The organism is Pseudomonas sp. E102, assembly GCF_052660185.1.
This window is the reverse complement of the sequence record NZ_CP084025.1, coordinates 5,068,907-5,083,437: the sequence shown is the minus strand read 5'-3', so window position 1 is coordinate 5,083,437 and position 14,531 is coordinate 5,068,907. Positions and strand designations below refer to the sequence as shown.

The following is a 14,531-nucleotide window of genomic DNA, read 5'->3' as shown; positions in this document are numbered from 1 at the left end:
AATGCAATCTGTCAGTGACATCCTTGTTGACTGACACACCGCTTTCGCGAGCAGGCTCGCTCCCACAAGGGCTATTCGGTTCCGTCAGTTATTACCATTTACATGAGATCACCGATGCTATTCAACCAAGCCTCACGCCTGGCCAAGATCACCAGCCCGCTGGGGCCCGAGGTGTTGTTGCTCAAGGACATGGGCGGCGGCGAAGAGCTGGGGCGGCTGTTCAACTATGAGTTGCAGCTGCACTCGCTGGACAACGCCATCGACCTCAATCAGGTGCTCGGCAAACCGATGTGCGTGAGCGTTCAGCTGGACGGTGGCGGCGAACGGCATTTCCACGGCATCGTTGCGCGCTTCAGCCAGAACGTCGACCAGGGCCAGTTCGCCAGTTACCAGGCCACGCTGCGCCCTTGGTTGTGGTTGCTGACACGCACCTCCGACTGCCGGATTTTCCAGAACCTGACCATCCCGCAGATCATCAAGCAGGTGTTTCGCGACCTGGGTTTTTCCGACTTCGAAGACACCCTCAGCCGCCCGTATCGCGAGTGGGAATACTGCGTCCAGTACCGCGAGACCAGCTTCGATTTCGTCAGTCGACTGATGGAACAGGAAGGCATCTATTACTTTTTCCGCCATGAACAGGGCCGTCATGTGCTGGTGCTGGCCGACGCCTACGGCGCCCACACCACGGCGCCCGGCTACGGATCGGTGCCTTACTACCCGAAGAACGAGCAGCAGCGCGAGCGCGACCATATCCACGACTGGCACCTGGCCCAGGAAGTCCAGCCGGGTTCGCTGGAGCTTAACGACTATGATTTCCAGCGCCCCAGCGCGCGCATCGACGTGCGCTCGGCCATGCCCCGCCCGCATGCTGCCGGCGACTATCCGCTGTTCGATTACCCGGGCACCTACGTGCAAAGCGAAGACGGCGAGCACTACGCCCGCACCCGAATCGAAGCCTTGCAGACCCAGCACGAGCAGGTCGAGCTGGCGGGCAACGCCCGGGGCCTGGGGTCGGGGCATCTGTTCAGCCTCACCGGCTTCACCCGACAGGACCAGAACCGCGAATACCTGATCGTCGGCGCGCGCTATTACATCTCCCAGGAAAGCGGCGAGAGCGGCGTCGGCGCGCCTTCGGCACAGTTCGAAAGCAGCCTGACCTGTATCGACGCCCAACAGAGCTTCCGGCCGATGGCGATCACCCACCGGCCCATCGTCAAGGGACCGCAGACCGCGTTGGTGGTCGGCCCCAAGGGCGAGGAAATCTGGACCGATCAGTTCGGCCGGGTGAAGGTGCACTTCTATTGGGACCGGCACGACCAATCCAACGAAAACAGCTCGTGCTGGATTCGCGTGTCGCAGTCCTGGGCCGGCAAGAACTGGGGCTCGATGCAGATTCCGCGCATCGGCCAGGAAGTCATCGTGAGCTTCCTCGAGGGCGACCCTGACCGGCCGATCATCACCGGTCGTGTCTACAACGCCGAGCAGACCGTGCCCTACGACCTGCCTGAAAATGCCACCCAGAGCGGCATGAAGAGCCGTTCGAGCAAAGGCGGCACGCCGGCGAACTTCAACGAAATCCGCATGGAAGACAAGAAAGGCGCCGAGCAGTTGTACATCCACGCCGAGCGCAACCAGGACATCGTGGTCGAGGTGGACGAAAGCCATTCGGTGGGCCACGACCGCAACAAAAGCATTGGCCACAACGAAACCGTGACCATCGGCAACAACCGCCTGCGCATCGTCAAGCAGGAGGACATTTTGTCGGTGGGCCAGCGCAAGACCGACAGCATCAGCCAGAGCTACGTCATCGAAGTGGGCGAGAACTTGCGACTGGTGTGCGGTGAAAGCATCCTGGAGCTCAATGCCAGCGGCCAGATCAACCTGACCGGCGTGCAAATCAGCTTTTACGCCAGCGGCGATGCCGAATTCAACACCGGCGGCGTGCTGCACCTGAACAATGGCGGCGGCCCCGGCGCCACGCCGGACGGTCAGGGCGTCAAGGCCAGCATCGACGCGAACGTCGCCGCCGCGTTCCCGGCGCCCAAGGGCTAATTCAGAGAACCAAGCACCATGACTTACCGCCTCAACGAATTCCAGCTGCAACTGCCGCCCGCCGAGTTGCTCGACGCCTCGATCAATATCCTAAAGTTCCCTGAACTGGGCACGTCGCTGATCGTCAGCCGCAGCCTGCTGGCCGAGGGTGAAACCTTGCAAAGCAATCTCGACGAGCAGCTCAAGCGCTTGGAGAAACAAGTCCAGGACCTGCGCTGCCAGCCGGGCGCCACCCTGCGCGTGGGTGCGAACCAGGAAGTCGAAGCCATTGAATTGCGCAGCCAGTTCAACAAGGGCAACGAGAAGGTCTTCCAGTATCAACTGGCGCTGGTATTGCCGGGCACGCGCAAGATGCTTGCCTTGAGCTATGTAAAAGCCCAGAAGCTGGGCGATGCCGAGGCAGCGCACTGGGCGACGATCAAGGGCTCGTTGACGTTTTGATGCGCAGGCGTGAACGCCTCGCTACAGAGCGGCTTCGTACCTGCGATGTCGGCTTTTTGTCCTGACCAGGCAATGGCCGGCTCAGATATTGGCCGGCACGAAATCCGGCCCGCCCAACTTGTCCCGCACCATCACCGCCGAACGCATCAAGGGCGTCCACATGCCGTCCGGGCTGTTCCACGCCGCACCGGCCCACCGCGTATCGGCCACCAGTTCGGCCTTGTGGTTTTCCAACAGGCGCTTGAGGGCCAAGGCGACGCCGCCCATGTCCACGTCGAACAGATCGCCGTAGGGGCCCAGCGGCTGCTGGCGCTGCTTGTCCTGGCAGAAACGGTAATACCAGACCCAATCGGCAGCGATGTAGATCGCCCGTGTCCGGTCTGGATATGTCGCCAGCATCCGCAACAGGCCCGCCACGAATCGCGCCGGGAAACTCGGGTCATGGGTCTGGAGCCAGTAGGGCATGATCAACCGGTCGAACGCCGCGACTACGTTTTGGGGCTCGTCGTTGTCGTTCTTGGCCTCGAGAAAGTAGAACGGCTCGCCCACCAGGAATTTATCCAATTCATCATTGGCGAGGGCCAACAGCAGCACGTTGTCTTGCGGGTTGTTCATTGGATTCTCACTACGTCTCGGGTCGTCATCAGCGCATTGATGTCGTTGCCGTGGGCGATGGGCACGTTGTCCAGCACGGCTTCGCGCATGCCGCCTGGATGGGTCAGGCCGCCGGGTCGCCATAGGGAGTTCACACCGCCCTCGTTGCCGGTCGGCATCAGCACCTTGGGCTTGTCCAGGTTCATCATGTAGATGTCCTTGCCCACCAGCGACCCCGGATCGTAACCCAAGGCCGATTCCAGTACCGAAACGTCGCCGGTTTTTTTGTACTCGGCGACCACCGCGTTCAGGTCCGACTTCGCCATGACGAACTTGTTCGGGTTGAACGACCCGTATTTGGGGTTGGAAATATCGTCGGCGGTGAAGAGGAAACTGCCGCCCTCATCCTCGAAGGTCTTGAGGTGCTTGTCGATGTATGGGCCTTCGAGATAGTCGCTCGGCGGTGGCCGGCTGCCCTTGGGGATCGCCATGATATCGGCCTCGGTCGTGCCTGGCTTGTAGGCCGCGACACGCGGTTTTGGCCCCGCGCCGAGACGCGCCATTTTCGGCCCCAGCCCCAGCAGCGCCATGCCGGCGATGCCTTGAAGCAGATCGCGATAACCGGGGCCGAGGCGGTCGCCCAGGTCGCCCAGCAGCGCCATGCCGCCCATCATGGCGCCACCGATGACCACGAACCCGGCAAAAGCCGCCGCCCCGGCCATCGCCGCCAACACGGCGGCAGCGCCCATGGCCACCAACCCCAATGCTTCAAGTCCGGTGTGCAGCCAGCCTTCGATGTCGAGGACAAACGCCACCGAGACCGTCGGCCCGCCGATGAACGTATTAGCGCTGCCAGTCTTGATGTGGGCGCCGCAGACCATTTTGCTCTGCAACCGCGCCGCCGGTTTCCCATTGATGAAGACCGTGGCGCTGCCTTCGGCGATCAACACCGGGAACGGCCAGATCGGATGGTTCATGGGCAAACCCGTGCAACCAGCTGACATATCGACGCCAGCGCGCATGGCATTGCGTCGGTTGATGTGCACGTTGAGACTGCCCATGATCAACGCCCCTGTCGTGGGCTCGGGCAAGTTGAAAATGGTGTTCAGCCCCTTGAGGATCTGGAACATCGACAACCCGCCGGCGGCAATCGAACCGGCCATGATTGCCAGCGCCACGCCCCCGGTCGCCACGGTGGCAGCCACAACCGCCGCGCCGATCAATGCCCCGGCCACGGCACCGGCGACCATCGCGGCGACACCAAAACCGTGGGCTATTTCATCGCCAAGGCGCGCAGCAGCCAGCATGTCCATTGCGTTGTCGTCTTCCTGGAATGATCAGGCGGTCGCCGGCAAGACCTTGAAGGAATGCATGGCCGCTTTCCAGGCCGGCTCGTGAAACACGAGATCGTTCGGCGTTGTCGTCAGCGTGGTAATCAGCCCCACGGGCTGGCGGTCGATAAACACCTGGCGCAGCATCAACTCTCGCCCTTCGCGCTGCCAGCTGTAATCAAGCAACACTGCGGCGCGCTCGTGAAGCAAGAAATCCCAACGCTTGATCAGCTTGAAACCCGGTAACTGCTGTTCGGCGCTCGCCAGTTGTTGGTCGACATAGTCGTTGAACGGCGTATCGCCCCGGCTCGGATCGCGGCTGATGACGAAACTGGCTTCCTTGGCACCGCCAACGGCAGGCAGCTTGAAGATATTGATGCTCTGGTCCTGCCAACTGTCAGGGATGTCGAGATCGGCTTCGTGGAGGCGGTAGAGCGTCATGATTCGGGTCGTTTCCAGGCAGAGGGAGGCATCAACGAGCGAGAGATCTTCAAGCAATGAATGGCAACAATCAAGGTGCCTGGAGAGAGCGTTTTCGAGGCCATGACGCCAGTCTCATTTTTAGGTAGCACCCAGAGGGACGGCCCAACGACGCCCTCGGTCCCGTGACGAGCGAGCTTGCTCCCGCTCGGTTGCGCAGCGAACGCAAGATTATTAGGGCCGCTGCGCGGCCCAGCGCAAGCAAGCTCCCTCGCCACGGGCCTTAGGCAGGCTGTCAGGCTTTGTCGATGTCTTGATCAGGTTCGCAGGAATGCCCGGTGCAGCTCATCCAACGTCTGGAAGTGGTGCACCGGGTTTTCCGCGCTCAATTCCTCGAAACTGCCAAACCCATACCCCACTGCTGCCGCGTCCAGGCCGTTGCTGCGGGCGCCGATCAGGTCGTGTTTGCGATCGCCGATCATCAGGGTGGCGGCCGGGTCCAGGCTTTCTTCGGCCATGAGATGGGCGATGAGCTCGACCTTGTCGGTGCGGGTGCCGTCCAGTTCGCTGCCGTAGATCACTTTGAAGTGCTTGGCGAAGTCGAAATGGCGGGCAATTTCCCGGGCGAAAACCCAGGGCTTGGACGTGGCGATGTACAGCTGCCGATTTTGGTCGGCGAGGGTTTCCAGCAGCGGCAGGACGCCATCGAACACGCGGTTTTCGTACAGGCCGGTGACCTTGAAGCGCTCGCGATAGAAAGACACCGCCTCCCAGGCTTTCGCTTCATCGAAGCCGTAGAACTGCATGAAAGCCTGCAACAGAGGCGGGCCGATGAAGTGTTCGAGGCGGGTCAGGTCGGGTTCGTCGATGCCCAGTTTGCTCAGGGCGAACTGGATCGAACGGGTGATGCCTTCCCTGGGGTCGGTAAGGGTGCCGTCGAGGTCGAAGAGTACAGTCTGGTAGTGCATGAAAATTCCTGGGCAGTGGCGGGACGGTTCAGGGCTGGTCGTAGCCTTCGGCCAGATGCAGGTCCTTGAGCTTTACGTAGTTCGCCGCGCTGTAGGTGAAGAATGCGCGTTCCTTGTCGGTCAGGGGGCGGACCTGTTTCACCGGGCTGCCGACGTACAGGAAGCCGCTCTCCAGGCGCTTGCCCGGCGGCACGAGGCTGCCGGCGCCGATGATGACGTCGTCCTCGACCACCGCGCCGTCCATGACGATGCTGCCCATGCCGATCAGAATTCGACTGCCGACGGCGCAACCATGGAGCATGACTTTGTGGGCGATGGTCACGTCATCGCCGATCAATAACGGAAAGCCATCGGGGTTGAACGGGCCGGCGTGGGTGATGTGCAGCACGCAGCCGTCCTGGACGCTGGTGCGCGCGCCAATGCGGATGCGGTGCATGTCGCCGCGGATGACCGTCAGCGGCCAGACGGAGCTGTCTTCGCCGATTTCGACGTCGCCGATCACCACCGCGGTGCTGTCGACAAAAGCCCCACGGGCAAGCCGCGGGCTGTGATTCTGGTACGTGCGAAGGGTCACGATAGGCTCTCTCTTATCGGGTGATAGGCGCTGCTAGCTGCGGTGAAGGTCGATTGTAATTAAGATGGGCCCATGTTTCTTCCAGCGAAGGTGTCAACCGTGAGCGTGAACAACCCTCTTTTGCAGCCCTACGACCTGCCGCCATTCTCGGCGATCCGTGCCGAACACGTGCAACCGGCCATCGAGCAGATCCTGGCTGACAACCGTGCCGCCATCGCCGAAATACTCAAGACTCAGGGCCAACAGCCTACCTGGGCCGGCCTGGTATTGGCGATGGACGAGCTCAACGATCGCCTCGGCGCGGCCTGGAGCCCGGTGAGCCATCTGAACGCCGTGCGCAACAGCCCCGAACTGCGCGAAGCCTACGAGGCGTGCCTGCCGGCGCTCAGTGCCTACTCCACCGAGCTGGGCCAGAACCGCGAGCTGTTCCAGGCCTTCGAAGCCCTGGCGAACAGCCCCGAGGCGGCCGGTTTCGATGTGGCGCAAAAAACCATCCTGGAACATTCCCTGCGCGATTTCCGCCTGTCGGGCATCGACCTGCCGCCCGAGCAGCAGAAGCGCTACGCCGAAGTGCAAAGCAAATTGTCCGAGCTGGGCAGCCGCTTTTCCAACCAGTTGCTCGACGCGACCCAGGCCTGGACCAAGCACGTCACGGACGAGGCCGCCCTCGCCGGCCTGACCGACTCGGCCAAGGCGCAAATGGCTGCCGCCGCCCAGGCCAAAGGGCTGGATGGCTGGCTGATCAACCTGGAATTCCCTAGCTACTACGCCGTGATGACCTACGCCGAAGACCGCGCCCTGCGCGAAGAAGTCTACGCGGCCTACTGCACCCGCGCCTCGGACCAGGGCCCGAACGCCGGTCAGAACGACAACGGCCCGGTGATGGAGCAGATCCTCGACCTGCGCCAGGAACTGGCCCACCTGCTGGGCTTCGCCAATTTCGCCGAGTTGAGCCTGGCGACCAAGATGGCCGAGTCCAGCGATCAGGTGCTCAGCTTCCTGCGTGACCTGGCGAAGCGCAGCAAACCGTTTGCCGCCCAGGACCTGGAGCAATTAAAGGCGTTCGCCGCCGAACAGGGCTGCCCCGACCTGCAAAGCTGGGACAGCGGCTTCTATGGCGAGAAACTCCGCCAGCAGCGCTACAGCGTCGCCCAGGAAGCCCTGCGCGCCTACTTCCCGATCGATAAGGTGCTGAGCGGCCTGTTCACCATTGTGCAGCGCCTCTATGGGATCGAGATCGCCGAGCTGAAGGGCTTCGACAGCTGGCACCCTGATGTGCGCCTGTTCGAGATCAAGGAAAACGGCCAGCACGTCGGCCGGTTCTTCTTCGACCTCTATGCCCGCGCCAACAAGCGTGGCGGCGCCTGGATGGACGGCGCACGTGATCGCCGCCGCACCGTCGACGGCGTCTTGCAAAGCCCGGTCGCCAACCTGGTGTGCAACTTCACCCCGGCCGACAGCGGCAAGCCGGCGCTGCTGACCCACGACGAAGTCACCACCTTGTTCCACGAGTTCGGCCATGGCCTGCATCACCTGTTGACCCGCGTCGAACATGCCGGCGTGTCCGGCATCAACGGTGTGGCTTGGGACGCCGTGGAGCTGCCTAGCCAGTTCATGGAAAACTGGTGCTGGGAACCCGAAGGCCTCGCGCTGATTTCCGGCCATTATGAAACCGGCGAACCGCTACCCCAGGACCTGCTGGAGAAAATGCTCGCGGCGAAGAATTTCCAGTCCGGCCTGATGATGGTTCGCCAGTTGGAGTTCTCGCTGTTCGACTTCGAGCTGCACGCCACCCACGGCGACGGCCGTAACGTATTGGAAGTGCTCGAAGGCGTGCGCGACGAGGTGTCGGTGATGCGTCCGCCGGCCTACAACCGCTTCCCGAACAGTTTTGCGCACATCTTCGCTGGCGGCTACGCGGCGGGTTACTACAGCTACAAATGGGCGGAAGTGCTGTCGGCCGATGCGTTCTCCAAGTTCGAAGAGGACGGTGTGCTCAACGCCGACACCGGTCGCGCCTTCCGCGAAGCGATCCTGGCGCGCGGCGGCTCCCAGGAGCCAATGGTGCTGTTCGTCGACTTCCGTGGCCGCGAGCCGTCGATTGACGCACTCTTGCGTCATAGCGGCCTGAGCGAGGACGCGGCAGCATGAGCGAGGGGCCTGTGATTACCAAACGACGCTTTATTGCCGGGGCGGTCTGCCCCGCGTGCAGCGAGCCGGACAAGTTGATGATGTGGAACGAAGACGGCGTGCCCCATCGCGAATGCGTGGCCTGCGGTTATTCCGACACGCTCAACGAGCAAGGCCTGTCGGTGCCCAAGGAATTGGGCACCCGGGTCAACACATCGGCGCTCAAGACGCCCGATGCGAAAGTCCAGGCGGTGCAGTTTTTTCCCAACCCGAAATTGAAGAAAAAACCCGACTGACATCTTCGGCATCACCTTCCGGGCCGCTCGGCCCGGAAGCGATACATAGTTACCGCAAGGTTGCCCCCTTTCCTGATCAGACTGACCTGACACGTCCGACTGACAGGAAGCCCCCATGCAACACGCTGATAACCCCCTGCTGCAGCCTTACGACCTGCCGCCCTTTTCGAAGATCCAGGCCGAACACTTCTCCCCGGCCCTGGACCAGATTCTTGCCGAGAGCCGGGCCAAGGTCGCCGAGATCATCGAGACCCAGACCCCCTTCCCGACCTGGGACGACCTGGTGCTGGCGATGGACGAAATCCATGGGCGACTGAAAGGCTTCGGCTATGTACTGGACCGCATGGCATCCACCAGAAGTGGCGAGGCCTGGGCGCGGGCTTCACTCGACTGCGAGGAGCGCCTGGATGATTTCCAGCGATCGCTGCTGCGCAATACCCAATTGTTTCAACTTTACCAGCGCCTGGCGGACAGTGAGATCGCCGTGCATTTTTCCCCGGTCAGGAAAAGAACGCTGAAAAAAATCCTGCGGCAGTGGCACCGGGACGGGATGGGCTCCGCCGCGCAGGAAACCCTGGAAGATTTGAAGGCGCGTATGGAGGGTGCGCGAAGCCTGTTCTTGGAACACCTGCATGAGGCAAACAAGGCCTGGAGCAAGTCCTTCCAGGATGAAGCAGCATTGGGCGGGCTGCCCGTTGCGTTCAAGCAGCAAATGGCCAGGCAAGCGCGCGAACAGGGCCAGTCCGGTTGGTTGCTGACACTTGACGATGAATCGTTTCGCATCGTCACCCGCTATGCCGACGACTCCAGCCTGCGCAAGCAAATGTACGTCGCCTACAGCACGCGCGCTTCGGATCAAGGACCCCATGCCGGGATTTACGGCAACGGCGAAGTGCTGCGTCAGTTGCTCAAGGATCGCCATGAATTCGCGACGCTGCTCGGCTATTCGAATTACGCGCAGATGGCGATCGAGCCGGAGCAAGCACAGTCGCCAGAGGAGGTCCTGACATTTCTCAACGGGCAGCTCGAACAGCACCAAGCCTCGTTCGACGAGGACAAGAAGCAGCTCGATGCATTCGCCAGGACGCAAGGCTTCAGCAAGGTGGAGCCTTGGGATTATCTCTACCTGGCCCAGCAGCTTCGTCGGCAAACGGCCGGCGTTTCGGAACAGGACGTCAGCGCCTGGTTCCCGTTGGAGCCGACGTTCGCACGGTTGCTTTTGGTCGCCCGGGACCTGTTTGGCGTGGATATCATCGAGCGTGCGGACGTGACGACCTGGCACCCGCAGGTGCGGCTTTACGAGGTCAGCGAGCGAGGCGAAACCGTTGGCTATTTCTATTTCGACCCTTTCGAACACGCGGACCAGAATGGCTTTCCACAAACCAGCACCCTGCGAAACCGCCGCATCACCGCCGAGGGGCGGCCTCGTTATCCTGTGGCAGTGCTGAACGGCTGGTTGCCACAAGGCTCCGCTGCGACCCCGCTGTTGCTGGACCATCGTCAGTTACGAGTGCTTTTTCACGAATTGGGACATTGCCTGCACCATGTGTTGAGCCGGGTCGAATACCGCGACGTGTCGGGCATCATCGAGCTCAGTCGGGACGCCGCCGAATTCGCTGGCGAACTGTTCGAACGGTGGTGCTTCTCCAAACAATTTCTGATCCGAGTATCGAAGCACCACCAGACCGGGGCATCGTTGCCGAACGAAGTCGCCGACCGATTGCTGACGTATCTAAAGACCCAAACCAGTTGGGTCGATGCGGGGCTTTTGCGCGCTGCGTTATTCGACATGGAGCTGCACCGCAGCCACGGCGACGGGCGGACGCCCCAGCAAGTGTTCGATCAGGTCCGCGAGCAAGTCGGCCATTTGCCGGCGTTCGAGAACGAACGCTGGCCCAATGGCCTGGATTACATGGTCACGGGCTATGACGCCGGGATTTATGCCTACGCCTGGTCCCGAACCCTGGCCAAGACCGTATTCAAGCGGTTCAAGCGCAACGGGTTGTTTGACCGAAAGACCGGCAAGGCGCTACGCGAAACGATATTGGAACGCGGCGATTCACGGCCACTGTCCGAGTCCATCGCGGATTTCTTGCAGGCGACCGATCAACGGGAAGGAACAAGCGTCTGAGGGTCGAGATGATGCGCCGTCGTCGTCGAGTTGACCCAGCTCTTGAGCGAGCACAGGGCAAAAACGCTGGTGCTGCAATCGCCGTTCTTCAATGCCGTGCGCAGTTTCTCCACGTCAACCCGCATGACGTAGCGGACCCCGTCCTTGAAAGAATGACTGTCACCGAAGCCGCCCTCGGTCATCTCGTCCAGCGCGTCCTCCTTGCTCCAGCCCTGGACGACAATCCTGTACATGGCGGCCACTAAGCCGGTGCGGTCCGAGCCATGCTTGCAATGCATGAGCACCGGGCCATGAGCCTCGGCATCCTCGATGGTTCGAAGGGCCTTTAGAATATCGCTGTCGTCGACGTGATTGGTGCGATAAGGCAATTGAACCGCTCGATGCCCGGAGCCGCCAGCCAACTGGCATCCGAATCGGGCAAGAAGTTGATGACCGTGCCGATATTGAGTCTTTTTAGCAGGGAGACGGCGCCTTCATCCGGCAACGCGCTGCGGTATAGCGTCGGGGACATCTGGTAGAGGTTGTACTGCTTTCCCACCGGCTGGGCCCATTCGGCAGGCCGAGCCTGCGTCGTCTCCGCAGCCTGGGTTGCGGGGGCGGCGAGCATCAGCAGCAGAACCAGGCAGGACACAGGGTGAAGGCGGAACTTGAGCATTGGGCGGCGACCGGAAGACCACGGGGGCTAAGGCGGTCAGTTTCCGGCGGCGTCGGTTAAAAAGCCGTGAGCGGGACGTCAATGTGGCGTGAAGGCTCGATGTTGTTCAAGGAAGCTTGCTCCCGCTCGGTAGCGCAGCGGCCGCTGGATTGTGGGGCCGCTTCGCCCGAAGCGTCGGACCGGCCCAGCGGGAGCAAGCTTCCACAAGCGCAATCTGAACGCCGAAGGTCATTTAGTCTTGGCCACTTTCCATGCACCGTCCATCTTGCCGTCGCCAGTCATGTCTCCGGCCTTCTTGTCCATTACGAAGGTGTACAGTGGTTTACCCTTGTAGGCCCACTGCATCGAGTCATCGTCACGCTTGATCACGGTCCAGTCCCCCTTGGATTCATCTCCTTTCTCGGCCATCAGCGGCGGCCAATTAACCGCGCACTGGCCATTGCATGCGGACTTGCCGGCCGAGTCCTTGGCAAAGGTATAAAGGGTCATACCCTTGTGGTCAGTGAACATGCCATCCTTCTCCATTGCAGGCTCGGCAGCCATCGCCAATCCAGGCAGAACCAGGGCAGCAGATATCAGCAGGGCTTTGAGAGAAACATTCACGCGCGTCATGGAAACCTTCCTTTGCAGTTGTCAGGATTCGGACTCAAAGCGTAGTCCAGAATCCCCTTTGCTGCCGCCTCAGGAAATAACTGTCACACGACTGCAATAATTCCGTTATCTAATGCGGCGCAAGACAGTTAAATGACAAGAGGATTAACCCATGGTTGGCAGGAGCATTCTGATCGTCGACGACGAGGCGCCCATTCGCGAGATGATCGCCGTTGCGTTGGAGATGGCCGGCTATGACTGCATGGAAGCAGAGAACTCCCAACAGGCCCACGCCATCATCGTCGACCGCAAGCCGGACCTGATTTTGCTGGACTGGATGCTGCCCGGCACGTCTGGCATCGAATTGGCGCGGCGCCTCAAGCGCGATGAGCTGACCGGCGACATTCCGATCATCATGCTCACCGCCAAGGGCGAAGAGGACAACAAGATCCAGGGCCTGGAAGTCGGCGCCGACGACTACATCACCAAGCCGTTTTCCCCTCGGGAACTGGTGGCGCGCCTCAAGGCCGTGCTGCGTCGTGCCGGGCCGACGGATGGCGAAGCGCCCATCGAAGTCGGCGGCCTGTTGCTCGACCCGATCAGCCACCGGGTGACCATCGACGGCAAGCCCGCCGAGATGGGCCCGACCGAATACCGCCTGCTGCAATTCTTCATGACTCACCAGGAGCGCGCCTACACCCGCGGGCAGCTGCTGGACCAGGTCTGGGGCGGCAACGTGTACGTCGAGGAACGCACCGTGGACGTACACATCCGGCGCCTGCGCAAGGCCCTCGGCGATGCCTACGAGAATCTGGTACAAACCGTGCGCGGCACCGGGTATCGTTTCTCGACAAAGGCCTGATACGAGCCCTTACCGCCCGACAAGCTGACAAGGACGCGCGTTCACGTGAATCAAAACTGGCATGGCACCCTCATCCGCCATATGTTGTTGCTGGTTACCGGATGCCTGTTGATCGGCCTGATCACCGGATATTACGGCTGGAGCCTTGCCGTGGGGCTGGCGCTTTACCTTGCCTGGACCCTCAAGCAATTGCTGCGCCTGCATGAGTGGCTGCGCCTGCACCAACCCGACGAAGCCCCGCCCGATGGCTACGGCCTGTGGGGCGAGGTGTTCGACAGCATCTATCATCTGCAACGGCGCGACCAGCGCGTTCGTGGCCGCCTGCAAGCGGTGATCGACCGCGTCCAGGAATCCACCGCGGCGCTCAAAGACGCGGTGATCATGCTCGACAGCGAAGGCAACCTGGAGTGGTGGAACCGCGCCGCCGAAACCCTGCTGGGCCTCAAGACCCCCCAGGACAGTGGCCAACCGGTGACCAACCTGGTTCGCCATCCGCGGTTCAAGGAATATTTCGAGCAGGACAACTACTCCGAACCGCTGGAAATCCCTTCGCCCACCAACGATCGATTGCGCATCCAGCTCTACATCACCCGCTACGGCAACAACGAGCATTTGATGCTGGTGCGGGACGTGACGCGCATCCATCAGCTGGAACAGATGCGCAAGGATTTCATCGCCAACGTGTCCCACGAGCTGCGTACCCCGCTGACGGTGATCTGCGGTTACCTTGAAACCTTGCTCGACAACGTCGAGGAAGTGAACCCGCGCTGGAGCCGGGCCTTGCAGCAGATGCAGCAACAAGGCGGGCGCATGCAGACCTTGCTCAACGATTTGCTGCTGCTGGCGAAACTGGAAGCCACCGATTACCCGTCGGACAACCAGCCGGTACCCATCGACGAACTTCTGCAGATCATCGTCGAGGATGCACAGGAACTGTCCGGCCCCAAGCAACAGGCCATCACCCTCGAAGCCGACCCGGCCGTCCAGCTCAAAGGCAGCGAGGCGGAACTGCGCAGCGCGTTTTCCAACCTGGTGTTCAACGCGGTCAAGTACACGCCCGAACAAGGACGGATCCACGTCCGCTGGTGGGGCGATGAACAGGGCGCGCACCTGAGCGTGCGCGATTCCGGTATCGGCATCGACAGCAAGCACCTGCCGCGCCTGACCGAACGCTTCTACCGGGTCGACTCCAGCCGCAACTCCAACACCGGCGGCACGGGGCTGGGACTGGCCATCGTCAAACACGTCTTGCTGCGCCACCGTGCACGCATGGAAATCAGCAGCGTGCCCGGTCACGGCAGCACCTTCACCTGCCATTTCGCTCCAGCACAGGTGGTTCGCGCGCGCCTCCCCAACCGCGACGAGTGACGCCGACCAGCCCTTCCCTCTAGGCAATCGCCAAGTCAGCCGCTACATTGGCTGACTTATGCCTGCCTTTTCAGGCACTGATTTCGAACCTTACGCACTTACGGAACCTGCAAAACTC

General features: G+C 61.5%; 13 protein-coding genes and 1 pseudogene. 7 read left to right on the top strand and 7 right to left on the bottom strand.

The window, feature by feature from the left end; translation table 11 throughout:
• Positions 1-114: 114 nt before the first annotated feature.
• Complete coding sequence (locus DOCECA_RS22885) at positions 115-2,052, top strand: type VI secretion system Vgr family protein (protein WP_420767128.1); 1,938 nt, start codon at positions 115-117, stop codon at positions 2,050-2,052.
• A gap of 18 nt (positions 2,053-2,070) precedes the next feature.
• Positions 2,071-2,493, top strand: coding sequence for a DcrB-related protein (locus DOCECA_RS22880; RefSeq protein ID WP_434561590.1), 423 nt, complete (start codon positions 2,071-2,073; stop codon positions 2,491-2,493).
• Between the two features lie 81 nt (positions 2,494-2,574).
• On the opposite strand, the gene DOCECA_RS22875 is transcribed toward DOCECA_RS22880, so the two are convergent.
• The 5 genes from DOCECA_RS22875 to DOCECA_RS22855 form a co-directional block, all read right to left on the bottom strand.
• Complete coding sequence (locus DOCECA_RS22875) at positions 2,575-3,108, bottom strand: hypothetical protein (RefSeq protein ID WP_420767126.1); 534 nt, start codon at positions 3,106-3,108, stop codon at positions 2,575-2,577.
• Positions 3,105-4,400, bottom strand: a complete 1,296-nt coding sequence (locus tag DOCECA_RS22870) for a PAAR domain-containing protein (RefSeq protein ID WP_445571129.1) — start codon at positions 4,398-4,400, stop codon at positions 3,105-3,107. Before DOCECA_RS22870 ends, DOCECA_RS22875 begins: the two co-directional genes overlap by 4 nt.
• A gap of 24 nt (positions 4,401-4,424) precedes the next feature.
• Positions 4,425-4,859: a DcrB-related protein gene (locus tag DOCECA_RS22865; RefSeq protein WP_420767124.1), complete on the bottom strand. Its 435-nt coding sequence runs from the start codon at positions 4,857-4,859 to the stop codon at positions 4,425-4,427.
• A gap of 296 nt (positions 4,860-5,155) precedes the next feature.
• Positions 5,156-5,806: an HAD family hydrolase gene (locus tag DOCECA_RS22860; RefSeq protein ID WP_420767123.1), complete on the bottom strand. Its 651-nt coding sequence runs from the start codon at positions 5,804-5,806 to the stop codon at positions 5,156-5,158.
• Between the two features lie 28 nt (positions 5,807-5,834).
• Complete coding sequence (locus DOCECA_RS22855) at positions 5,835-6,380, bottom strand: gamma carbonic anhydrase family protein (protein ID WP_420767122.1); 546 nt, start codon at positions 6,378-6,380, stop codon at positions 5,835-5,837.
• 99 nt (positions 6,381-6,479) lie between these two features.
• Here DOCECA_RS22855 and prlC point away from each other — a divergent pair, with 99 nt between their 5' ends.
• The 3 genes from prlC to DOCECA_RS22840 all read left to right on the top strand — a co-directional run bounded on the left by prlC (position 6,480) and on the right by DOCECA_RS22840 (position 10,937).
• A complete protein-coding gene (prlC, locus tag DOCECA_RS22850) occupies positions 6,480-8,531 on the top strand; it encodes an oligopeptidase A (protein WP_445571128.1) in 2,052 nt (683 codons plus the stop codon).
• A complete protein-coding gene (locus DOCECA_RS22845) occupies positions 8,528-8,806 on the top strand; it encodes a YheV family putative zinc ribbon protein (RefSeq protein ID WP_420767120.1) in 279 nt (92 codons plus the stop codon). Before prlC ends, DOCECA_RS22845 begins: the two co-directional genes overlap by 4 nt.
• A 115-nt stretch (positions 8,807-8,921) precedes the next feature.
• On the top strand, positions 8,922-10,937 hold the full coding sequence (locus tag DOCECA_RS22840; RefSeq protein WP_445571127.1) for a M3 family metallopeptidase: 2,016 nt from the start codon (positions 8,922-8,924) through the stop codon (positions 10,935-10,937).
• On the opposite strand, the pseudogene DOCECA_RS22835 reads toward DOCECA_RS22840, so the two are convergent.
• Both DOCECA_RS22835 and DOCECA_RS22830 read right to left on the bottom strand, forming a co-directional pair.
• A pseudogene (locus DOCECA_RS22835) lies at positions 10,913-11,592 on the bottom strand (dual specificity protein phosphatase family protein). The gene DOCECA_RS22840 and the pseudogene DOCECA_RS22835 overlap by 25 nt on opposite strands.
• 228 nt (positions 11,593-11,820) lie before the next feature.
• On the bottom strand, positions 11,821-12,204 hold the full coding sequence (locus DOCECA_RS22830) for a COG4315 family predicted lipoprotein (protein ID WP_434608800.1): 384 nt from the start codon (positions 12,202-12,204) through the stop codon (positions 11,821-11,823).
• 151 nt (positions 12,205-12,355) lie between these two features.
• On the opposite strand from DOCECA_RS22830, the gene phoB reads away from it, so the two are divergent.
• The gene (gene phoB / locus DOCECA_RS22825) at positions 12,356-13,045 is read left to right on the top strand and encodes a phosphate regulon transcriptional regulator PhoB (protein WP_003177195.1); all 690 of its coding nucleotides are present in this window, start codon (positions 12,356-12,358) and stop codon (positions 13,043-13,045) included.
• Between the two features lie 81 nt (positions 13,046-13,126).
• Complete coding sequence (gene phoR / locus DOCECA_RS22820) at positions 13,127-14,413, top strand: phosphate regulon sensor histidine kinase PhoR (RefSeq protein WP_445572184.1); 1,287 nt, start codon at positions 13,127-13,129, stop codon at positions 14,411-14,413.
• Positions 14,414-14,531: the final 118 nt, after the last annotated feature.